At 63.1% G+C, this 21,658-nt stretch carries 24 protein-coding genes; 9 read left to right on the top strand and 15 right to left on the bottom strand.

From position 1 onward, the window contains the following. Positions 1-75: 75 nt before the first annotated feature. The 6 genes from EB815_RS22405 (at position 76) to EB815_RS22380 (ending at position 4,561) form a co-directional block, all read left to right on the top strand. Positions 76-795 (top strand): ABC transporter permease, encoded by a 720-nt coding sequence (locus EB815_RS22405; RefSeq protein WP_056577192.1) that lies wholly within the window; start codon positions 76-78, stop codon positions 793-795. Continuing rightward, positions 792-1,613: an ABC transporter permease gene (locus EB815_RS22400; protein ID WP_056577189.1), complete on the top strand. Its 822-nt coding sequence runs from the start codon at positions 792-794 to the stop codon at positions 1,611-1,613. Before EB815_RS22405 ends, EB815_RS22400 begins: the two co-directional genes overlap by 4 nt. A gap of 215 nt (positions 1,614-1,828) precedes the next feature. Then, positions 1,829-2,698, top strand: coding sequence for an NAD(P)-dependent oxidoreductase (locus tag EB815_RS22395; RefSeq protein ID WP_065005082.1), 870 nt, complete (start codon positions 1,829-1,831; stop codon positions 2,696-2,698). A 9-nt stretch (positions 2,699-2,707) separates the two neighbouring features. Next, complete coding sequence (locus EB815_RS22390) at positions 2,708-3,412, top strand: DNA alkylation repair protein (protein ID WP_065005083.1); 705 nt, start codon at positions 2,708-2,710, stop codon at positions 3,410-3,412. Next, a complete protein-coding gene (locus EB815_RS22385; protein ID WP_081294738.1) occupies positions 3,372-3,950 on the top strand; it encodes a GNAT family N-acetyltransferase in 579 nt (192 codons plus the stop codon). Before EB815_RS22390 ends, EB815_RS22385 begins: the two co-directional genes overlap by 41 nt. 44 nt (positions 3,951-3,994) lie before the next feature. Next, a complete protein-coding gene (locus EB815_RS22380; protein WP_056577176.1) occupies positions 3,995-4,561 on the top strand; it encodes a DUF3299 domain-containing protein in 567 nt (188 codons plus the stop codon). A gap of 11 nt (positions 4,562-4,572) precedes the next feature. Here EB815_RS22380 and EB815_RS22375 read toward each other — a convergent pair whose 3' ends face one another. From EB815_RS22375 to EB815_RS22360, 4 genes are all read right to left on the bottom strand, one after another. Beyond that, the gene (locus EB815_RS22375; protein ID WP_006205209.1) at positions 4,573-5,064 is read right to left on the bottom strand and encodes an Lrp/AsnC family transcriptional regulator; all 492 of its coding nucleotides are present in this window, start codon (positions 5,062-5,064) and stop codon (positions 4,573-4,575) included. Between the two features lie 108 nt (positions 5,065-5,172). Next, a complete protein-coding gene (locus EB815_RS22370; protein WP_056577173.1) occupies positions 5,173-5,847 on the bottom strand; it encodes a uracil-DNA glycosylase family protein in 675 nt (224 codons plus the stop codon). Further along, positions 5,787-6,398, bottom strand: a complete 612-nt coding sequence (locus EB815_RS22365) for a glutathione S-transferase (protein ID WP_056577170.1) — start codon at positions 6,396-6,398, stop codon at positions 5,787-5,789. Before EB815_RS22365 ends, EB815_RS22370 begins: the two co-directional genes overlap by 61 nt. Before the next feature lie 31 nt (positions 6,399-6,429). After that, a complete protein-coding gene (locus EB815_RS22360) occupies positions 6,430-7,053 on the bottom strand; it encodes a thermonuclease family protein (protein ID WP_056577167.1) in 624 nt (207 codons plus the stop codon). Between the two features lie 76 nt (positions 7,054-7,129). Here EB815_RS22360 and EB815_RS22355 point away from each other — a divergent pair, with 76 nt between their 5' ends. After that, the gene (locus EB815_RS22355; RefSeq protein WP_065005084.1) at positions 7,130-8,650 is read left to right on the top strand and encodes a sensor histidine kinase; all 1,521 of its coding nucleotides are present in this window, start codon (positions 7,130-7,132) and stop codon (positions 8,648-8,650) included. A gap of 35 nt (positions 8,651-8,685) precedes the next feature. Here the strand turns inward: EB815_RS22355 and EB815_RS22350 are convergent, their stop codons facing one another. Continuing rightward, a complete protein-coding gene (locus tag EB815_RS22350) occupies positions 8,686-9,684 on the bottom strand; it encodes a nicotinate-nucleotide--dimethylbenzimidazole phosphoribosyltransferase (RefSeq protein ID WP_065005136.1) in 999 nt (332 codons plus the stop codon). Between the two features lie 201 nt (positions 9,685-9,885). On the opposite strand from EB815_RS22350, the gene EB815_RS22345 reads away from it, so the two are divergent. Both EB815_RS22345 and EB815_RS22340 read left to right on the top strand, forming a co-directional pair. Next, positions 9,886-10,116: a DUF1289 domain-containing protein gene (locus EB815_RS22345; RefSeq protein WP_010909481.1), complete on the top strand. Its 231-nt coding sequence runs from the start codon at positions 9,886-9,888 to the stop codon at positions 10,114-10,116. Positions 10,117-10,126: 10 nt separating this feature from the next. After that, a complete protein-coding gene (locus tag EB815_RS22340) occupies positions 10,127-10,834 on the top strand; it encodes a TIGR02281 family clan AA aspartic protease (protein WP_056577157.1) in 708 nt (235 codons plus the stop codon). Between the two features lie 15 nt (positions 10,835-10,849). Here EB815_RS22340 and dusA read toward each other — a convergent pair whose 3' ends face one another. From dusA to EB815_RS22290, 10 genes are all read right to left on the bottom strand, one after another. Further along, on the bottom strand, positions 10,850-11,848 hold the full coding sequence (dusA, locus tag EB815_RS22335; protein ID WP_065005085.1) for a tRNA dihydrouridine(20/20a) synthase DusA: 999 nt from the start codon (positions 11,846-11,848) through the stop codon (positions 10,850-10,852). An 815-nt stretch (positions 11,849-12,663) separates the two neighbouring features. After that, entirely contained in the window at positions 12,664-13,431 is a 768-nt protein-coding gene (locus EB815_RS22330; protein WP_056577148.1) for an SDR family NAD(P)-dependent oxidoreductase, read from the bottom strand. After that, positions 13,428-14,393 (bottom strand): carbohydrate kinase family protein, encoded by a 966-nt coding sequence (locus EB815_RS22325; RefSeq protein ID WP_056577143.1) that lies wholly within the window; start codon positions 14,391-14,393, stop codon positions 13,428-13,430. Before EB815_RS22325 ends, EB815_RS22330 begins: the two co-directional genes overlap by 4 nt. A 37-nt stretch (positions 14,394-14,430) precedes the next feature. After that, complete coding sequence (locus EB815_RS22320; RefSeq protein WP_056577139.1) at positions 14,431-15,414, bottom strand: ABC transporter permease; 984 nt, start codon at positions 15,412-15,414, stop codon at positions 14,431-14,433. Next, complete coding sequence (locus tag EB815_RS22315) at positions 15,411-16,442, bottom strand: ABC transporter permease (RefSeq protein WP_056577136.1); 1,032 nt, start codon at positions 16,440-16,442, stop codon at positions 15,411-15,413. Before EB815_RS22315 ends, EB815_RS22320 begins: the two co-directional genes overlap by 4 nt. Then, complete coding sequence (locus EB815_RS22310) at positions 16,439-17,965, bottom strand: sugar ABC transporter ATP-binding protein (protein ID WP_171883311.1); 1,527 nt, start codon at positions 17,963-17,965, stop codon at positions 16,439-16,441. The genes EB815_RS22315 and EB815_RS22310 overlap by 4 nt, the downstream gene beginning before the upstream one ends. Positions 17,966-18,036: 71 nt before the next feature. Continuing rightward, the gene (locus EB815_RS22305; RefSeq protein WP_056577130.1) at positions 18,037-19,038 is read right to left on the bottom strand and encodes a sugar ABC transporter substrate-binding protein; all 1,002 of its coding nucleotides are present in this window, start codon (positions 19,036-19,038) and stop codon (positions 18,037-18,039) included. Between the two features lie 63 nt (positions 19,039-19,101). Beyond that, entirely contained in the window at positions 19,102-19,761 is a 660-nt protein-coding gene (locus tag EB815_RS22300; protein WP_056577127.1) for an L-fuculose-phosphate aldolase, read from the bottom strand. Between the two features lie 27 nt (positions 19,762-19,788). Then, positions 19,789-20,565: an SDR family NAD(P)-dependent oxidoreductase gene (locus EB815_RS22295; RefSeq protein ID WP_056577123.1), complete on the bottom strand. Its 777-nt coding sequence runs from the start codon at positions 20,563-20,565 to the stop codon at positions 19,789-19,791. A 201-nt stretch (positions 20,566-20,766) separates the two neighbouring features. Further along, positions 20,767-21,603 carry a GntR family transcriptional regulator gene (locus tag EB815_RS22290; protein WP_056577120.1) on the bottom strand — a complete coding sequence of 279 codons (837 nt, stop codon included), beginning with the start codon at positions 21,601-21,603 and terminating at the stop codon, positions 20,767-20,769. Positions 21,604-21,658: the final 55 nt, after the last annotated feature.

Raw genomic sequence — 21,658 nt, 5'->3', positions numbered from 1 at the left:
TGGATCAAGACGGCGGGGAATTTCCCCGCCGTCTTTCTATTCGTCCTGGAAATGCCGTGGAGATAAGACCCGTCAATGCCAGCCCAAAGCATATGGACACTTCTCAGTTGGGGACCCGATGGCTGGAGTGACGATATTGCCTATGGCGCGGTAGTAACGGTTCTCTTGGCGCTGGCGACGCTTCCCATTGGTTTGACAATTGGGTTTTTCATTGCGCTGGGCAAGCAATCCGAAGAGCCTTCGCTGCGTCTCGCCGCCAACATCTACACCACGGTCTTTCGCGGCTTGCCGGAGCTGGTGACGCTTTTCCTGTTCTTCTTCGGCATGCCGATCCTGCTGCAGCATCTTGTCAGGTATTTCCGACCAGACGCCACCATCGACGTCAACAGCTTCGTCGCCGGCATGATCGTGCTTGCCCTGATCTTCTCATCCTATGCCAGCGAGGTTTTCCTGTCGGCCTTCCGCGCCATTCCGAAAGGCCAGTATGAGGGTGGCTATGCCATCGGTCTTTCCTACGGACTCACCATGCGCAAGGTGATCGTGCCGCAACTGTTGCGGATCGCGTTTCCCGGACTGGAAAACTGCTGGCTCAGCCTGCTCAAGGACACGTCGCTCGTGTCCGTCGTTGGCCTCGCGGAGACGTTGCGCAATGCCTATACCGCCGCGCGCGTCACCAAGCACGCATTCCTTTTCTATGGTGTGGCGGCACTGGTTTTTCTTGCTCTGGCCGTAGTGTCGTCCTTTGCAAGCAGCGCGATTCTGCGCTCGCTTGGCCGACGCGAGGCGCAGCGATGAGCGCCACGGCCACCATGGTTGAACGGCCCCCGCCGCGGGCACGCGGCTGGCCGCGCAAGCGTGTCGCCGGCTATGCGCTGGTCTGCTTGTGGATTTTGTTCGGCGTCGGCATCGTCAGCTATCTCTTCTTTGCGTGGAATGCCGACTTCTTCGCCAAATATGCGCCAGCCTATTTGAGAGGCCTTGGCGTTACCCTGGCGCTGGTTTCCATATCGATGGTGCTGGGCGCGATGCTGTCGGTGCCTGTCGCCTATGGGCGCATGTCCAGGAACCGGATCCTGTCCGGCCTCGCCTATTGCTACGTCTATTTCTTCCGCGGCACGCCGCTGCTGGTCCAAACCTATCTTGTTTACTACGGATTGGGTTCGTTCCGCGTCGAACTCCAGTCGGTTGGCCTCTGGGATTTTTTCAAGGACGCCTTCAATTGCGGCGTGTTTGCCTTTGCGCTCAACACCGCCGCCTATCAGGCCGAGATTCTGCGCGGCGCAATCGAGAGCGTGCCCAGAGGGCAATGGGAAGGAGCAGCCTCGCTTGGCCTGCACAAACTGCAAACGCTGCGCAAGATCGTCTTGCCGCAGGCCTTGATTGTCGCCTTGCGACCCTATGGCAATGAACTGATCCTGATGGTCAAGGCGTCCGCCATCGTCGCCATCATCACGGTTTATGATCTGATGGGCAATGCAAAGCTCGCCTTCGCCAACAGCTTCGACATTCAAGCCTATATCTGGGTCGCCATCGTCTATCTGGTGATGGTCGAGATCTTGCGCCATGGCGTTGAATGGATCGAGCGTCGGATCACCATTCACCTGAAACGCTGAGCCGTTCTCGGCTTCGGCTGCACCAGTCGATCGTGGTCCGCGCGTCTTGACGAATTGAACGCAGTGTCTAGAACGGTTCATCGTTTCGCGGTAACGGCGGACCGCTCTATCTCTTTGTTTTGACGCAATTCCTGTGGGAAACCGCTTCACATTTTTCCAGGAATTGCTCTAGAGCTTTCGCAGCAAATTCCATTTTCAGTCTGAAGGACAAGCTTATGGCATCCGTGGCATTTCTCGGTCTTGGCGTGATGGGTTATCCGATGGCCGGGCACCTCAGGAACAAGGGTGGCCACGACGTCACTGTCTACAACCGTACCAAGGCCAAGGCCGAGCAATGGGTTGGCCAGCATGGCGGCAGCCTTGCGGTTACGCCGGCGGAGGCAGCCAAGGACAAGGACTTTGTCTTTTCGTGCGTCGGCAATGACGACGATCTGCGCTCGGTTACGACAGGCCCGGATGGTGCCTTCAAATCGATGAAGAAAGGTTCGGTCTTCATCGACAACACCACGGCCTCGGCCGAGGTCGCGCGCGAATTGGCGCAGGCCGCGCAAGCCGGCGGCTTCTCGTTTCTCGACGCGCCGGTCTCCGGTGGCCAGGCCGGCGCCGAGAATGGCGTGCTGACCGTCATGGTGGGCGGCGACCAGGCCGCGTTCGACAGGGCCAGGCCGGTCATCGACGCCTATGCCCGCATGGTCGGGCTGATGGGCTCGGCGGGCGCCGGCCAACTGACCAAGATGATCAACCAGATCTGCATCGCCGGGCTGGTGCAGGGCCTGTCGGAAGGCATCCATTTCGGCAAGAAGGCCGGGCTCGATATCGAGAAGGTGATCGAGGTGATTTCCAAGGGCGCGGCCGGATCCTGGCAGATGGAAAACCGGCACAAGACCATGAATGCGGGAAAATATGATTTCGGTTTTGCCGTCGACTGGATGCGCAAGGATCTCGGCATTTGCCTGGAGGAGGCTGATCGCAACGGCGCCAGGCTGCCGGTGACCGCGCTTGTCGACCAGTTCTACAAGGACGTGCAGGCCATGGGCGGCAAGCGCTGGGACACGTCCTCGCTGCTGGCGCGGCTGGAGAAGTAGGGATTTGCGATGGCCGAGCTTTCGCCCCAGTCCAGTGCCGACGAAATCGTCGCGCATCTGCGCTTGGTCGGCTCGGAGGAAAATCGCCTCGGCATGCTGCGCTACGGTATCAGGATCGAACGCGCGCTTGGAATTCCGCATGGCGTCCAGCGGCAGATTGCTCGGAAGATCAAACGCAACCATGAGCGCGCTTTTGAGCTGTGGGAGTCAGGCATTATGGAGGCGCAGTTCATCGCTTCCGTCACGGCAGACCCGAACCGGTTTTCTGCCGCGAACGCAAGGCAATGGGCGTCGAGTTTCGATTCCTGGGATATCGTCGACGGTGTCTCTGACCTCTTCGTCGACACCGACGCCTGGAGGGAACTGATCGACGAGTTCGCGGCCGATGAACGGGAATTTGTTCGACGCACGGCTTTTGCCATGATGGCCTGGTCTGTCGTCCACCGGAAGAAAGAGCCGGAGGCGACCTTTCTTACCTTCCTGCCGATCATCGAGGCGCATGCCACCGACGACCGCAATTTCGTGAAGAAAGCCGTCAACTGGGCGCTTCGTTCGATCGGCAAGCGATCGATGGCCATGCACGGCGCTGCCCTTGCTGTCGCCGAAAGGCTCGCGTGGTCGACCGACAAGACGGCACGCTGGAACGGCAGGAATGCCGTGAAGGAACTGACCGATGCCAAAACGCTCGCGCGGATCGCCGCCAGAAACGTTTGAACTCGCCAACATCCGCTTCACCGAGGTGACGCGGGCGACCCGTGGCAGCTTCGAGACTTTGTTCGAGCGGCCGGGCGCGCCAAAATACTGCTGGTGCATGGCCTGGCGGCAGTCCGGCCGCGAGCACGTCCAGGGCGACGGGAAGAAGCGGCAGATGATGGCGCTCATCGATGCGAGCACCCCGGTCGGCATCGTCGCCAAGCTCGACGGCAAGACGATCGGCTGGTGCTCGGTCGCGCCACGCGGGACCTATCGCAAGCTTTCAAAGCAGCAGGATGACGGCGAGAGCGGCGTTTGGTCGATCGTCTGCTTCTATGTGCCGAGGGTCTTGCGCGGCGGTGGCTTTGCTTCGGCGTTGCTCGATGCCGCCATTGATCATGCCTTCGCCAAGGGCGCCCGTGTCATTGAGGCCTATCCAGTGGCCGAGGCGTCGCCGAGCTACCGTTTCATGGGTTTTCGCGACATGTTTGCGTCGCGTGGCTTCCGCGAGACCGGCATGGCCAGTTCTCGCCGACATGTCATGCGGCTCGAGCATTGACGTCATTGGGCACGGCGTCTTTACTCGCCCGCAAAGGAAGCGGCATGAGCATCCATTTCAAATCAATCCTGACGCTCGCGGCCGCGCTGTCTCTCTGCGCCGCCGGCGCCTCGGCCGAGACCATTCACATCTTCTGGAAGGATCTGCGCCCGGCGAGCCAGGCGGTTGCCGAAGACGCCGGCCTGCCGATGATCGCGGCAAAATTGCCCGACCATGGCGAGACGCTGTCGCTTGGCCTGCAGGACAAGACGATACAATTAGCCGGCTATGCATTGCCGGTCGATCGCGACGGTGACCTTGTCTATCAGTTCCTGCTGGTGCCGTGGACGGGCGCTTGCAGCCACATGCCGACGCCACCGCCCAACCAGATAGTGCTTGTCACGCCAGCCCACCCCTACACGATGTCGCAAGCCTACCAGGCGGTAGCCGTCACCGGCGCCCTGAGGCCGGACATGGAAAAAAGCCAGCTGTTCATTCTGGATGGCGTCAGCATCATCCAGTCCGGCTATAGCGTGCGCAAGGCGGAGGTTGTCGGCGTGGACACCGTGCCGGACGCCATTGCCCTACCGGTGACCTCGCCCTGGAGTTTCCTCAACAAGAAGAAGAACTAACGGGTTGGCGCTCACGCGGCATTGGCACCCGATTCCTTGTCCAGCACCATGTAGTCGAGCGGGATTTCGGTCGTGTACTTGATCTGCTCCATGGCGAAGGACGACGACACGTCACGGATCTCGATCTTGGCGATCAGCCGCTTGTAGAAGGCGTCGTAGGCGGCGATGTCGGGCACCACGACGCGCAAGAGATAATCGACGTCGCCGCTCATGCGGTAGAACTCGACCACCTCGGGAAATTCCTGGATGACCTCGGAAAACCGCCGCAGCCACTCATGGCTGTGTGAGTTGGTGCGGATCGAGACGAAGACGGTGACCCGCACATTGACCTTTTCATGGTCGAGAATGGCGACGCGCCGTTTGATGACGCCCTCCTCCTCGAGCTTCTGGATCCGGCGCCAGCACGGCGTGGTCGACAGGCCGACTTTCTTGGCGACATCGGCGACCGCGAGCGTCGCGTCCTCCTGCAGGAGGCGTAGAATTTTTCGGTCAAGGCGGTCCATCGGAGGCTCCTGAGGGAATAGTTTATCTATATTCCCTCTTATTCGAGGCTTTCACAAGAAAGAAATTCTGCCAATCGCCAATAAAGCGAGTGATTTCTTGCTGAGTGCCTAGCCAATGCGATAGCGGATTTCCGACCGAAGGAAAGGCAGCAAATCCATTTCAAACCATGGATTCTGCTTCAGCCAGCCGGTGTTGCGCCATGACGGGTGCGGCAGCGGCAGCACTTTCGCACCGACCGAATTCTCCCAGATGGCACGCCAGTCCATCACCGTTTCCGTCAGCGAGGGTCGGCGCGCGGCGCCCATGTGCCAGGACTGCGCATAGATGCCGATCGTCAGCACGAGGTCTATTCGCGGCATCAGCGCCATCAAGGGCGTGCGCCATGCCGGTGCGCATTCGCGCCTTGGCGGCAAGTCGCCGCCCTTGGCATCCTGACCGGGAAAGCAGAAGCCCATCGGCACGATGGCGAATTTCTCGGTGTCGTAGAATTCGTCGCGGGTCACATCAAGCCAGTTGCGCAGGCGGTCGCCGGAGGCATCGGTGAACGGCATGCCTGACAGGTGCACCTTGGTTCCCGGCGCCTGGCTCGCGATCAAGATGCGCGCGCTGGACGACGGCCGCAGGACCGGCCTTGGCTCATGGGGCAGCGGTTTGCCGACGGGATTTTCGACGCAGATACGGCAGGCCCGGACCGTCGCGGCAAAGCTATCCAGTTCCACACTCAAGCGGCGGCACTCGTCCGGCTGGAGATCGCCTGATGCCAGCGCAACACATTGGTGCATTCCTCCGGCACCTTGATGCGGGCCGGCTTCATGAAGTCGATCGCGATCAGGCCGGTTATATCGGCAATCGAATAGCTGTCGCCGGCGGCGAACTCGCGGCTCGCCAACTCGCGGTCGAGTATCTTCAGGAACTCGACCGCCTTCGGCTTGTTGGCCTCGCCCCATTCCGGGATCTGTGGGATTTCCCATTCCTTCATGGCTGGATGGATATGGCGAAAGGCCTGCGCGACGCTGCTCAGCAGATTGAGCTCCATCCGCCTCTGCCACATCTCGACCTGCGCCTTGCCGAGCGCGCCGCGTCCGAACAGGGCCGGCTCGGGCTGCAACTCCTCGAAATAGCGGCAGATTGCGACGGATTCCGTGATGATGGTGCCATCGTCAAGTTCCAGCACCGGCAGGCGTTGTAAAGGGTTGCGCGAACTCACCGTTTGGCTCTTGTGCTCCAGCGCGCCCATGTCGACGGACACGATTGGAACCGCGATCCCCTTCTCGGCAAGGAAAACGCGAACCCGCCGCGGGTTGGGCGCCCGGCCACCGTCGAACAGCTTCATTCGATCCTCCTTCCCTTCCGCCAGATGCGTTTCACCAGAAGCGAAAAATCTCCCGCACGGCATCACCGATCGACGCCAGCGTGCCGTGTTTTCGTTCCACGACTTCGCCGTGATGGCTGTCGCGCCAGTCCTGCGGCCGATCGAACGTGCCCGCCCAGATACCGACCTTTGCCGTGCGAGCAATCGCTTCCTCGCTTTCGAAATCGCCATAGGCAACCGCCCAGCCAGCCTCGACCTGGGCGCGGTTGAGATCCGTGTCACCCGCCTTGCAGTCGCCAAGCAGCCGCCCATAACGATCCCGCTGCCAGCCGCTGCAAGTGACCGGCCTGCCGGCGATCAGGCGCACCAGCGACTGGCGCGCGAGCGTGCCGCAGGCATAGTCGGCGCCGTTCCTGCGGCAGGTCTGGGTGTATTCAGGCGCGTCGATGCCGCGCATGCGGATGCGCTCGGCGCCGAGCGTGATCGAATCGCCGTCATTGATGACGGCCGCGCCTTTTGTCTGGCGCGTCTCGACCCGGTCGAGGCGCGCCGCCAGCAGGATCAGCAACCCCAGAATGATGATGGCCAGCCCGTAGTCCATGAGCTTGCGCCACAGGCTTCTCGGTCGCGGCGCCGCGTACCGCCTGCGCGATCTTGGCGACCAGGAACGGCTCATATGGCAAACGGTTGGTTAATCATTCGAACGTAGCTTAACACCTTGGAACCGCTGCACGCATAAATTGAAGTTTTTGATGCCCTTGCAACGCTCGAACACAGCGGACAAGTTCATTGTGGACCGCAGGAAACCTCATCGCAACAGCGATGTGGCGCGCGCGGTGCGCAAGACGCGCGACCGTCTTTCGCAGCAGGCGGGCAATCCCGATTTCGACCGTGAACTGCTGAATCTCCACGCCCGCGCCATGACAAGCGGTGCCGTGGCCATCCCGCTGCTGGTCCTGGCGATCGCCGCGGCCGGCCGGCTCGCCGGCGTCGGCAACGAGATCGGGCTCTGGGCGCTGTTCACGCTCACCTGCTATACCATCGTCGCCTTCATGGCCCGGCGCATTGAGCGCACGGAAGCTTCCGAGCTCAACCCCTTGCAAACGCGACGCGAATTCCTGGTCGGCCACTTCCTTTGCGGCCTCGGCTGGGCCTGGTTCGTCCTGCTCGGCTGCGCCGCCTGCGAGGTCGACCGGTTCCAGGTGGTCAAGGCGGTGGTGATGCTGCTTGCCATGGCCGGGACGGCTCTCATGGCCTCGTCGCTCAGCGGAGCACTGCTGGCGACCTTTGCCGTGCCTGTCGCGCTCTATGCCTATGTCGGCACCAAATTGTGGATGCCGGTAGAGGTGATCATGACCGGGCTGCTTGTCGTGTCACTGCCTTTCTTCGCCTATGTCGCCCGTCAACTCAACCGCTCCTCCCTGATGCTGTTGTCGTTCCGCTCCGAAAAAGATGCACTGATCGCCGAACTCGAGACGGCCAAATCGATGTCGGACGAGGCGCGGCGGCGGGCCGAGGATGCCAATCTGGCGAAGTCGCGCTTCCTTGCCTCGATGAGCCATGAATTGCGCACGCCGCTCAACGCCATTCTCGGCTTTTCCGAGGTGATGGCGAACGAAGTGCTGGGGCCGATGAGCAACCCCACCTATCGCGACTACGCCCATGACGTGCACGATTCCGGCCAGCATCTGCTCGACCTGATCAACGAGATCCTCGACCTGTCGCGCATCGAGGCCGGCCGCTACCAACTCAACGAAGAGCCGGTGATGTTGCTGAACATCGTCGAGGATTGCTGCCATATGATGGAGTTGAGGGCGCGCAACAAGGACATCCGCGTCATCCAGGATTTCGAACAGACATTGCCGCGTCTGTTCGCCGATGAGCGCGCCGTGCGCCAGATCGCGCTCAACCTCTTGTCCAACGCCATAAAATTCACCGCCACCGGCGGCGAAATCCGCGTCCGCGTCGGCTGGACGGCTGGCGGCGGGCAATACATTTCGATCAAGGACAATGGCCCCGGCATTCCCGAGGATGAGATTCCGATCGTGCTTTCAGCCTTCGGCCAGGGCTCGATCGCCATCAAGAGCGCCGAGCAAGGCACCGGGCTTGGCCTGCCGATCGTGCAAGGGCTGCTTGCCATGCATGGCGGCGAATTCGAGCTCCATTCCAAGCTGCGCGAAGGCACCGAGGCGATTGCCATCTTCCCGCTGAGCCGGGTGATGGAAGAGCTGCCGGCACTGCCGACCGCGGCAGTGGCGGCGCGACGCCGGTAGGAGCCACCTCGTCAACGCCGCGTACGTCTCGCGGCTTAGCCCCGAACAGCTGCCGCCATGCCCGAACTGGTCAGCGCCGCCGCCTTGACCAGGCCCGCTCCAAGCGCTGCTCCTGCCCCTTCGCCGTGGCTTATGCCCAGGTCGAGCAGTGGGCGGAAGCCAAGCAACTCGGCGGCTCTTGCATGCGCGGGCTCGGGCGACAGGCTGGCGAGAAGACAATGCTCTAGCGCTGCGGGGTTCGCGGCATAAAGCACCGCCGCGGCGGCCGTTGCCGCAAATCCGTCGATCAGCACGGGAATCTTCTGCATCCGCGCGGCGAGGATGGCGCCGGCTATCGCCGCGAACTCGCGGCCGCCGACCCGGCGCAACACCTCCAGCGGGTCCTCTAGATGGTCGCTGTGAAACGCCAGCGCCGCATCGACCACCTCCGCCTTGCGCGCCTGCATGGCCGCGTCCGCGCCGGATCCCGGGCCGACCCAATCGACACCCCTGCCCCCGAACAGTGCCGCAAACAACGCCGCGGCGACAGTGGAATTGCCGACGCCAAGATCGCCGAGGCAAAGCAGGTCGGTGCCGCCGGCGATCGCTTCCATGCCGAAGGCCATGGTCGCCGCGCAACCGCGCTCATCAAGCGCGGCATCATCTGTGATGTCGCCTGTGGGGATGTGCAAGGCAAGATCGAACACCTTCAGTCCGAGATCGTTGGCGATGCAGATCTGGTTGATCGCCGCACCACCGGCCGCGCAGAGCTCGACCGCATTGGCTGTCGCCGCCACCGGGCGTGGCGAAATGCCATGTCTGACCACGCCATGATTGCCGGCAAAGACGGCCATCAGCGGCCTTGTCACGGCGGGCGGAGCCCTACCGCTCCAGGCAGCAAGCCTCGCGGCGATCTCCTCGATGCGGCCGAGCGAATGCGCTGGCTTGTCCGCCTTGGCGAACAGCGCGTGCACGCGCGCTTGCGCCTTGAGGTCGGCTGCTGGCAAATTGTCGAGCAGGTTGCGAAAATCGTCAAAAGGTAGCGCGCTGGTCATGTCGTGAGCAATCATTCATTCCTAGAGTTGGTGAGCGGCATAGCCGCGTTGGGTGATCGGCACAACCTCCCCCAAACATCCGCCTTGATTGCCGCAAAGATGGCCTGAGAAGACGCGATCGCGAGGGCTTGCATTGGCTTTGCCGTTGCACCATGTGGAGATGGAAGAGCGGAATCCGAACGGGTCGCTCGTGAGAAAGTCATGACGGCCATCGAATCTCCCTGCATCCTTGTCTGTTCGATCGACATGAAAACCGGCTTCTGCTTCGGTTGCGGCCGCACGCGCGAGGAAATCGGCGCCTGGATGGGGATGACGCCCGAAACGCGCCGCAATGTGATGGCCGAACTGCCGGCCCGGCTGGAAACGGTCGAGCGCCGGCCGCGCCGGGAAACGCGCCGCACCCGCATGGCGCGCGAACGCGACGCACTTTAGCGAGGCACGGATGAGCAGCAGGCTGTTCTGGATTATGATGGCGGTGATTGGCGTGGGCGCGGTCCTGCTCATGCTCAACGATTCCGCTGGCAGCACGCTTGGCGTGGAAAATTACGATTTCGGCCGGCTGATCTGGCTTGGCGCCTTCGGCGCGCTGATCGGCGCCGGCCTGCTGCGGTCAGGTCGCCCGCTGGGCGCGATGGCCCGCAACCTTGGCGCCTGGGCGGCAATCGTGCTCGCCCTGATCACCGGCTACCAGTATCGCTACGAACTGCAGGACGTCGCCAGCCGGGTGACGGCGGGCCTCGTTCCCGGCAGTCCGCTGGCGCTTGGCATCGAAGACGGCCACGCCACCGTGACCCTCGACAAGGCCGACAATGGCCATTTCGAAGCGCGCATCCTGGTCAACGGCAATCCGGTGCGCGCCGTTGTCGACACCGGCGCGACCAGCACGGTGCTGACATCGGAAGACGCGCAAGCCGCCGGCTTCAACCCGGCGGCGCTCAACTACACGATACCGGTTTCGACAGCCAACGGCATGGCGCGCGCCGCGGCGGTCAAAACCGACGCGGTGGCGATCGGCGGCATCGTGCGCAAGGACATGTCGGTGATGGTCGCGGCCCCCGGCATGCTGAGCCAAAGCCTGCTCGGCATGAACTTCATCGGCTCGCTGTCAGGCTTCGACGTGCGCGGCGACCGGATGATCCTCAGGGACTGAGGTTAACCCAACCCGTCAGGCGGCTTCGGCGGCTGCCCCACCAAAACCGACTGCCGCGAAAGCCGTCTTCAGCACGTCAGGCCCGGCGCCGGGCCGGTTTGCGTCGGTCGACAGGATCTGGCGGTAGCGGCGCGCGCCGGGCAGGCCGTGGAACAGCCCGACCATATGCCGGGTGACATGACCGAGCCGCCCGCCCTGTTCGATGTGGCGCGCGGCATAACCGGCCATCGCGTCGATAAGCGCTGCGAAGTCGAACGCCTCGGGCTTTGTGCCGTAGAAGCCGGCGTCGACGCCGGCCAGAATGCCTGGCGTGTGGTAGGCGGCGCGTCCAAGCATGGCGCCGTCAACCTGATCGAGATGCGCCCGCGCCTCTTCAAGCGACTGAATGCCGCCATTAATGCCTATGAACTTGCTCGGTTTTCCAGCCTTCAGCCGATAAACCCTGTCAAAGTCGAGCGGCGGAATGTCGCGGTTTTCCTTGGGGCTCAGCCCTTCCAGCCATGCCTTGCGCGCATGCACCCACAAGGCGTCGGCGCCGGCATCGAAAACCGCGTCGGCCAGCGTATCGAGCGCTGGCTCGGGATCCTGTTCGTCGACGCCGATGCGGCATTTGACGGTGACGGGAATCGTCACCGCCGCTTTCATCGCCGCGACACACTCGGCGACAAGGTTGGGCACCTTCATCAGGCAGGCACCGAACGTCCCCGACTGGACGCGGTCGGATGGGCAGCCGACATTGAGATTGATTTCGTCATAGCCGAAGGCCTCACCAATGCGCGCCGCCTCGGCAAGTTTCGCCGGATCGGAGCCGCCGAGCTGCAAAGCGACCGGATGTTCCACCGCATCGAAGCCAAGCAACCGATCGCGCGCGCCATGGATGACCGCGTCCGCCACCACCATTTCGGTGTAAAGCAGCGCACGCTTCGTTAGCTGGCGGTGGAAGAACCGGCAATGCCGGTCTGTCCAGTCCATCATTGGGGCCACGGCCACTCTATTATTTTGATTTTTCAGCATTTTTCTTTAATATCAAATCGTTAGTATCTGCCGAGTGCACGCGAATTTACGCCAGAATACGACCCTTTTCGCCACGTTTCGATCTCTCAGCGCACACAGAGCGCACACGAAAAAATGGCCACCTTCACACACGAAGCTCTCATCCGGTTCCTGGCGCGTCCAAGTCCGTCGCAAAGTCGCTACGTCAGCGAGACCTTCCTGCGCCGAGACGACGCCTCGCGCTGGGTCACCGAAACCGAGCGCCAAGTCGATCGCGGTGAGACGCCGACCAAGCCCCGTATAGCGCGCCTGAAAACATTCAGCGAACTCATCGACCTCCATATCGACGACATGTGCGATGTAGGCAAGTCCCCTCGCCGCTCCAAGACCGCGGCCCCCGCTATGCTCCAAAGACATCTCGGCAAATGCAGCATCGTGACTCTCGATCGCGAACGGCTCATTCGATTCGGTGTGACCGGGCCGCCTCGGCCTCGTCGAAAGAGATCGCGGCGGGTACTGGACAAGATAAAAGCCCGTTCTCGGCCGAGCGGCTCTGGGCGCGCTGGGCGGAAATAGCACATGACAACGGAAGCATTTTGCAAGGCGCGCGAGAAATTACGAAAGTCGCAATTCGGGCTGGAACGCGACCCAGAAAGTTCGAAAAGCTTCCAGGAACCCCAGTCGATGGCCGACTGTAGAACCGGCTGACGTCCGTTTTGGGGCCTGAAGGGGACTGTCCGTTTTTGGAGTGGCCGGGACTGGAAGCGGACGGATGCCTCCAGCACTCCATCAACATCTTCAAGCCATGGCGATTGCGCAAGCCACGCGGCGGATCGTCAATGGTAGTAGATACCGCCGTCGACGTTGAGCGACTGGCCGGTGACGAAAGCCGACAGGTCCGAGGCGAAGAACAGCACCGGCCCGACGACGTCCTCCGGCGCGCCGAGGCGCTTCAGCGCCGCGACATCTTCCCAATGGTGGATCGCCGCTTCGCTGCCGAGATTGTTCTTGCCCATCTCGGTCAGGATGATGCCGGGGCAGATGGCGTTGACGGTAACGCCGTCCATGCCGACTTCCTGCGCCAGCACGCGGGTCAGCGTGATCACCACCGATTTCGTCGCCGCGTAATGGCCTTGCGTCGGCACCCCCTGGCGGCCGGCGATCGAGGCTATGTTGATCACCCTGCCCGATTTCCTGGCGCGCATATGCGGCAGCACGGCCTGGCACATCATCAGCACGCCCTTGGCGTTGACATCGAAATGCGCGTCCCAATTGGCTTCGTCCAAATCCTGGAGCAGGCTTGGCTTCAAGATGCCGGCATTGTTGACCAGTACGTCGATGCTACCAGCCTCCGCAAGCAGCGCCTGCGCCGTCGCTTCGATCTCGCGCTTCTTGCTGACATCCATTGTGTAGACATAGGCCTTGCTGCCCGCCGCCTCGATCTCGGCCTTGGTGACGGCAAGCTCCGCGGCCTGTGACGGCAGGTCGGTGACGGCGACGTCGAAGCCCGCCTCGGCCAGCCCCTTGGCGAGCGCCCTGCCGATACCGCGGCTGGCGCCGGTGACGAGAGCCGTCTTGCCCTTGGCCTCAGGAAGAATGGTCATGCTGCTTGCACCTTTGATGTCCTGACCGGGAGCGAATTCATCGCCACGATCGTGTCGTCGAATGAAACGAGTTTGCCGTCGGAGCCGAGCCCCATCGCCACCTTGGCGGCGACGGCAGTTGCGAAGCGGGCAGACTGTTTGAGGTCCCAGCCCTTGACGATGCCGACGATGATGCCGGCGGTGAAGGAGTCACCGCAGCCCGTGGTGTCGAAGACCTCGACGTCGAAGGCCGGCAGGTGGAAATCCTCGCCATGCTGCGGCGAGACATGCACGCCATCGGCGCCGAGTGTCAGGATGCAGTTCTTCACGCCCCTCGACTTGAAGAAGGCGGCAACGCGAGCCGGATCCCGGTCGTGCGCCATCTCGCCCGCCTCGTCGATGCTCGGCACGAAATAGTCGATATAGGGCAGGCACGGCTCAACCAGCTTCCAGGTTTCCGGCGTCGCCTGGATCAGATCGAAGGTCGTGATGCGGCCAAGTTCCTTGGCGCGCTTCAACAGCTTGACCGTCGGCACGCCGTCAAAACGCTTCAACAGCCCGGTGCCGCCGACATGGACGACCGTGGCGTCAAGGGCGGCGTCGAGATCGGCGTCCGCGACCTCGAAAACGGCAGCCGTCCCCGGCACATGCAATGCCGGACGCTCGCCATTTGGCCGTACCGGCAGAATGGTGGAGGAGGTCTGGACGCTGCCGTCGCGGCGCACCAGGCCGCACTCCAGGCCATATTTCTTCAGCTTGGCCAGGAACCAATCGCCCATGTCGTCGGTGCCGAGCGTGGTGACGGCCCGCGTCTTCAACCCGAGGATGGCGCAGTCCATGCCGGTCGCGCCGGCCGTGCCTGCGACAGTCATGCGGATCTCCTCGATATAGTCGGCGCGGCCGCCCTCGGGGATGCGCGACACCGGCCGCCCCAGGATATCCAGGACGTAGAAGCCGATCGAGCTGACGTCGAATTGTGGCATGGTTGGCTGACCTTTCGAACTCAATGGGTGGTCGAACTCAATGGGTGGCGCGGCGAAGGCCGAAGCTCACGGCCAGCACCAGGAAGACCAACACGCCGATGCCGACCTGCTGCCAGTAGAAGTTCCAGCCAACGAGCAGCAGCCCGTTCTTGACGATGGCAAGCAGTAGGACACCGAGCAGCGTGCCGATCACCGAAGGCTTGCGCTCGCGGCTCAGCGTCGTGCCGATGAAGGTGGCGCCGATGGCATCGAGCAGGAAGGCGTTGCCGGACAGCGGCACGTAGGACTTGACCGTTGCCGACAGCAGGATGCCGGTGACGCCCGCCAGCAGCGCGCACAGCACATGCACCATCGACAACTCGCGCGGCACGCGGATGCCGGAATACCAGGCGACGCCCGGCTGCGCGCCCATCGCCTGCACATAGCGACCGAAGACAGAGCGGTGCAGCAGGACGTGGACCGCGATGGCCGAGACGACCAGCACGATCACCGGCGTCGGCACGCCGAACAAAGCGGTGCGGGCAATGGCGTTGAACTGGTCGCTGGCATAGCCGCTGGTGAGGTAGATTGGCTGGCCGCCGCTGGTGGCGAGCTGTTGTGTGCTCTGGCCGATGAACAGCACGCCAAGCGTTGCCAGGAACGGGCTGATGTTGAGCCTGGTGATGAGGATGGCGTTGAGGATACCGACGACCAGGGCAGCACCCAGGCCGCCACCGACGCCGACCACGCCGCTGTAACCGGCAGCCAAGAGCATCACGAAGACCATGCTGGCCATGTCAACGGACACGCCGACGGAAAGATCGATGCCGCCGGACGAGATGACGATGGTGAGCCCGAGCGCCACGATCGCCAGCATGACGACATTGTTGACCAGCACGTTGAAGAGGTTCGCCGGCGTCAGGAAGGTCGGGCTCGCCACAGCGAAGAAGATGACGATCGCCGCGAAGGCGATGAGCACGCTGTATTTGGCAAGGAAGGCGCGCAGGCTCATCTTGGGACTGTCATTTGCCGAGACGCTCATCGTGAACCCTCCGAGCCGCGGGCAAAGGATGTGATGGCCACCACCAGCAGGATCAGCGCGCCCTGCACGCCGTTGACCCAGTAGCTGGAGACGTTGAGCAACTGGAAGCCGTTGGCGAGCAGGCCGATGAACAGCACGCTGAGCAGCGTGCCGCCCATGGTCGGAACGAAGCGGCGGGAAAAGACGGTGCCGAGTAACGCCGCCGCCAGCACCGACAAAAGCAGTTCGCCGGAACCGGGCGTGCTGGCCGAGAGCCGCGAAACGGTGAGGACGCTTGCCACCGCCGCGCAGAAGCCGCTCAGCACATAGGTGAAGGACACGTAGAAGGGCACGCTGAGACCGGCCGCGCGCGCTGCTTCCGGATGGCCACCAACCGCGTAAAGCCTGAGCCCGAACGAGGTGTAGTGAAAGATGGCGATGACGAGGGCGGAGAACAGGATCAGCGCCCAGGCCAGCGCCGAGATGCCAAGAAAGGCCCCGGAAACCAGGAAGCCGAGCAGCGGGGAGGATGCGCCGACGACCGTGTTCTGGGTGAGCGTGAGTTCCATGCCGGCGGCTACGTTGAGCACGGCAAGTGTCGCCAGCAGCGGCAGGATGCCGAGACCGACCACGGCAAGGGCGTTCAGCGCGCCAACCGCCATGCCGACGGCGATGGCCGCCAGCGCCGAAAGGACGTCGCCATAGCCCATCGACAGCAGCGTGGCGTAGACGGCGGCGCACAGCCCCATATTGGCGGCGATCGACAGGTCGATGCCGCCTTCGGTGACATCGGAGCCGCCGCCGATGATGACGGAAGTCATGCCATAGGCGAGCACACCCAGGATCGCCGACTGCTCGACGACGTTGATCAGGTTGAAGGTCGATGTGAAGCCCGGCGCAAAGACGACGAAATAGGCCATGATCGCGGCGAAGGCGGCAATCGCGCCGAGCCGCACGACGAGGGTGGCGAAGCGCCGTCCGGCACTTTTGCCCGTGGCGCTGGTTTGGTCGGACACGTCGGCTTGGGCGTGGACAGTTGTCGCGCTCATGCTGCCACCCCGTCAGCGTTGGAGCGCGCGCCCGATGACGCCGCGAGCAACGCATCGCTGTTCATCGCCGCACCGGAGAAGGTACCGGCCAGCCGGCCGCGATAGACGACCAGCACCCGGTCGCAGACGCCGACCAGTTCGAGCAGGTCCGACGACAGAAGCAGGATCGCCGCCCCCTCGCCCGCCAGCCGGTTCAATAGATTGTAGATCTCGACCTTGGCGCCGACATCGACGGCCACCGTGGGCTCGTCCAGCACATAGACCCGCGACCGGCAGCTCAACCATTTGGCGATCGCCACCTTCTGCTGGTTGCCGCCAGAGAGTTCGCGCACCAGCGCGTCGCGATGCGGCGTCTTGATCGACAATTCCTTGATCAGTCCGTCGACCGCCTGGTTCTCACTGTTGCGGCTGACCAGTCCGCTTCTGGAATAACGGCGCAGGCTCGCCAGCGAAATGTTCTCGCGCACCGACAGGCCGAGCGCCACGCCGTGCGCGCGACGATCCTCCGGCAGCATGGCGATGCCGTCACGCACGGCCTTGACCGGCGTCGACAGCGACAGCTGCTTGCCCTCGACCTTGACCTGGCCGCCATCGGCGGTCTTGAGGCCGAACAGACACTGCACGATTTCCTTGGCGCCCGAGCCGAGCAGGCCCGTGAGGCCGACGATCTCGCCGGCGCGAACGTTGAAGCCGATGTTTTCGAAGCTGCCGCCGAGCCGCAGATTGGCGACTTCGAGCACCGGCGCGCCCAGCGTGACCGAACGCTTGGGAAACATCTCGCCGACATCGCGGGCGATCATCATCGATATGATCTCGTCGATCGATGTCTCACGCGGATCGACCGTACCGACATCGGTGCCGTTGCGCATCACGGTGACGCGGTCACACAGCTTTTCGATTTCCTGCATGTAGTGGGAAATGAAGACCACGGCGATGCCGTCGTCGCGCAGTCGGCGCAGCACATCGAACAGGCTGTCGACCTCGCGTTTGACCAGCGCCGCGGTCGGCTCGTCAAGCACCAGCACGGACGCTTTCTGCGCCAGCGCCCGCGTGATCTGCACCACTTTCTGCTGTGCCGTGGTCAGGTCCTTGACCAGGGTTCCCGCCGGCAATTCCATGCCGAAGAAGCGCTTCAACAGATCGGCCGCCTTGCGCTCCATGGCGCGGCGGCTGACGAACGGGCCGAGACCGATTTCATGGCCGAGGAACACCGCCTCGCCGACAGTCGCGGTCGGCACCAGCAGCCTGTCCTGATGGATGAAATGCACGCCGAGCTTTTCCACCGCTGCCGGCGACAGCGAGGTCACGGTCTCGCCATTGATGACGATGGTGCCGCTGTCCGGTCGGATGATGCCGGCCAGCACCTTGATGATCGTCGACTTGCCGGCGCCGTTCTGGCCGACAAGGCCGAGGATCGAGCCGCGCGCGATCTCGAGGTTCGCGTTCTCCAGCGCCCGCACTGGACCGAACCGCTTCGATATGTCCGTCATCGATACAGCAATTTCACGCTTTGCTGTCTGCATGGCCGTCAATCCTGGTTGATGGTGGCGGGCGGCCATTTCCCTGGAGATGGCTGCCCGCCGTTTCGTTCCGCCTATTTAACGCCTGCTTTTTCGGCGGCGTCGAGGAACGGCTTTCCTTTTTCGGCGGCATTTTCCTTGTTGATCAGCACCGCCGGTACGAAGGTGAAGGGCGCAACCTTCTGGCCGGCAAGATATTTGGCGGCATTGTCAACCGATGTCTTGCCGATCTCATAGGGCTGCTGCGCGGCCACCGCGCCTGCCGACGACTTCGGATCCATCACCATCTTGATGACTTCCGGGCTGCCGTCGATGCCGTAGGTCTTGACCTCGTTGCGGCCGGCGGCCTCGACCGCCTGCGTGGCGCCGATCTGCGGTACGTCCCAGCAGGCCCACACCGCGCCGATCGAGCCCTTCTCGGGCGACTTGGTCAGCATATCGGTGACGTTGGAATAGGCGCTCTGCACGGTGTTCGGGATGACGTCGCGCAGTTCCGGCTCGACGATCTTCACATCGGGGAACGAGGTCAGCACATATTTCAGCTGGTCGTAGCGGATCTTGCAGACCGGCACGCTGTAGAAGCCGTTGAAGACCAGCACATTGCCCTTGCCGCCCATGTCGGCGACCATCTGCAGCGCGATCTCGGCGCCGATGTTGTAGTTGTTGGACGTGGTGTTGTTGATGGCGTGCGGCGTCGCGGTGTCGACCGTGAACAGCGGGATGCCGGCATCGCGGATCTTCTGCAGCCACGGGTTCAGCACTTCCAGATTGCCGAGCTGCTCGATGATGGCGTCGGGCTTCTGAGCGATGAGCGTCTGCAACTGCGCGATCTGCTGCTGGTCCTTGCGGCCGGCGTCGAGCGCGATCACTTCGCCGCCGAGCTCCTTCACGCGGTCCTGGATGCCGCGGAACGCCATCAGGTCCCAGTAGTGATCCGTTCCGATGGCGGAGACGCCGATGCGCTTGCCCTTGAGCGACAGTTCCTCGGCACTCGCGCCCGAGATGGCGGCCAGGCTGCAAGCCGCCGCCAACCCCAAAGCGAGCGCCTTGACGAGGCCTTTCATGGATCCGGTCATTTCATTTCCTCCCTTGTTGATCGCTCCGGGCCTTCCCGGAGGATTGCGCCAGATGGCCGCCGCTCAGGCAGCAGCCTCCTTGTCGCGCAGGCCGTAGCTGGCCATGCGCTTGATGACGTTTTCGATCTCCTCCTCGGACAGGATCGGCGGCTCGCCGATCTGCAGGGCGCCGTGATACTGCCGCGCCAGCGTTTCCACCTCCACCGCCAGCCACATCGCCTGGCTGAGGCTGGAACCGACCGCGATCATGCCGTGCTGTGCGAGCAGGCAGGCCTTGCGGTCGCGCAGCGCCTCCACCGCATGCGCCGAAAGCTCGGCCGTGCCGAAGGTGGCGTAAGGGGCGCAGCGAATGTCGCTGCCGCCGGCGACCGCCACCATGTAATGGATCGCCGGTATCTTCCTGCCCATGATGGCGATGGTCGTGCAAAAGGTTGGATGCGCATGGACGACCGCGTTGACCTCGGGCCGCGCCTTCATGATGTCGAGATGGAAACGCCATTCGCTCGACGGCGGCAGGCGCCCGTCGACCTCGCCGTCCCAGGCCATGAAGACGATGTCCTCGGGCACCAGCGTCTCGTAAGGCGTGCTGGTCGGCGAGATCAGCATGCCCTCGCCATGGCGTCGGCTGACATTGCCTGAGGTGCCCTGGTTGATGCCCAGCGCGTTCATCTTGAGGCAGGCATCGATGATTGCCTGGCGTGCCTCTAGGTCCGAAACGGTCATGCGATATTCCAATCCTTGCTCGGCCCTTCACCAGGCCGTGTAGCCGCCATCGATCGACAGGATCGCGCCAGTGACGTAGCTCGACGCAGGCGAGGCGAGAAACAGGATCGCCGAGGCGATCTCGTGCGGCTCGCCGAGCCGGCCCATCGGCGTCATGTCGATCCAGGTGTTGAAGAGTTCCGGGCGCTCGCGCATTTTCAGCGTCATCTCGGTGCCGACATAGCCCGGCGCCAGGGCGTTGACGCGAACGCCCGATTTCGCCCATTCGACGGCCAGCGCCTTGGTCATCATGTGCACGGCGCCCTTGCTCACCATGTAGGAGGGCGCGGTCTGCGGACGGTTGATGATCAGGCCCGACATCGAACCGAGATTGACGATCGAGCCCTTGTTGCGTGCGACCATCGAGCGGCCGAAGGCGCGCGAGACCCAGTAGACGCCGTTGACGTTGACGTCCATCACCAGGCGCCATTCTTCGTCCGATGTGTCGAGCGCGGCGTTGAGGCGGGCGATGCCGGCGCTGTTGACCAGTATGTCGACCTGGCCGAAATCGCTGACGATTCGAGCGGCCATTGCTTCGACGGCTTGCGGATCGGTGACGTCCAGCACGCGGCCGTCGACGCTGGCGACACCGGCCGCCATGAGTTCGTCGGCGGCGGCTTTCAGCCCTTGCGTATTCATGTCGAGAAGGACGATGCGCGCGCCGCAAGTACCAAGCGCCTTGGCGGCTTCCAAGCCGATGCCGCTGGCGCCGCCGGTGACGACGGCAACCTCGCCCGTCAGGTCGAATTGCGACCGGTAATCCACGCAAATCCTCCATCGGACCAAGGGCTTGCACGCGGGCAAAATCTTCCCCTCGCCGCCAAGGCGGCGTCGCAAGCCGATCGATCCTGATAATGCCTCCGGGGTCAGGCTCCTCCCGGCCCCACGACAAGGACGTTACAGAAGCTTCCCGGGTCCGTCAATCTGGTTATAACCAGAAAACGGATTCTTTTTCATGGACGTGATTCAGGTGCGATCGACACCGTTCACCGTCGCCGACGGCTGCTCGACCGCCATGTGGATGCGGGCGACGGAAGAGTTGTAGAAGGCCTCGTAATATTCGAGCGCCGCGCCATCCGCGTCATAGGCAATCGACTCGATCTCGATCAGCGGGGTGTTGGCGGCAACGCCCATCTGCTCGGCCTCTTCCTTGGTGGGCAAGGCCGCGCGCAGCCAGCGGTCGGCGCGCTTCACCGTCAGGCCGAACACCGCGCGGATGGTGCCGAAAATCGACTGGTTCTCCGACAGGATGTTTTCGAGACCGGGCACCCGGTGCCCCGGCAGGCTGATGCGCGTCATGGTGATCGGCGCGCCGTCGGTCATGTAGACGCGGCTGATGCGGACCACGCTGCCATTGGCGGGAATGCCGAAGACGCTGGATTCCTTCTCGTTCGGCGGGCAGCGGTAGATTTCGAGCGTGCGCGTCGAGACCTTGTGGCCTTTCGCCGTCAGGTCGTCGAACACGCCGAGATTGGCCGTCATGAAGTCGACATGCTCGCGCGGTGCGGCGACGAACATGCCCTTGCGCGGCATCTTGATGATGCGGCCCTCGCTGGATAGCGAGCCGATCGCGGCGCGCACGACCGGACGCGAGACGCCGAAGAAATCGCACAGGGCCTGCTCGGAAGGGATGCGCGAATTGGCCGCCAGCAGGCCGGTGTTGATGGCTTCCTCGACCTGGTTGCGCAATTGCACCCACAGCGGAGCCGCCTCGTCGCGGTTGAGCTCGACCTTGGAGCCGATCGAGCGGAACGCCTCGGCGGCTCCGGCATCTTCCTGGTCGTAGCGAGGACGCCCACGCATTCTGGTCGTTTGTTCCATTCGGTCCCGCCGCAAAATCATTTGCCGCGACTCAAGG

It is taken from the genome of Mesorhizobium loti, from assembly GCF_013170705.1.
Lineage (GTDB): Bacteria > Pseudomonadota > Alphaproteobacteria > Rhizobiales > Rhizobiaceae > Mesorhizobium > Mesorhizobium loti_D.
Note: the sequence above shows the minus strand (reverse complement) of the source record. Positions and strands in the feature narration are given on the sequence as shown.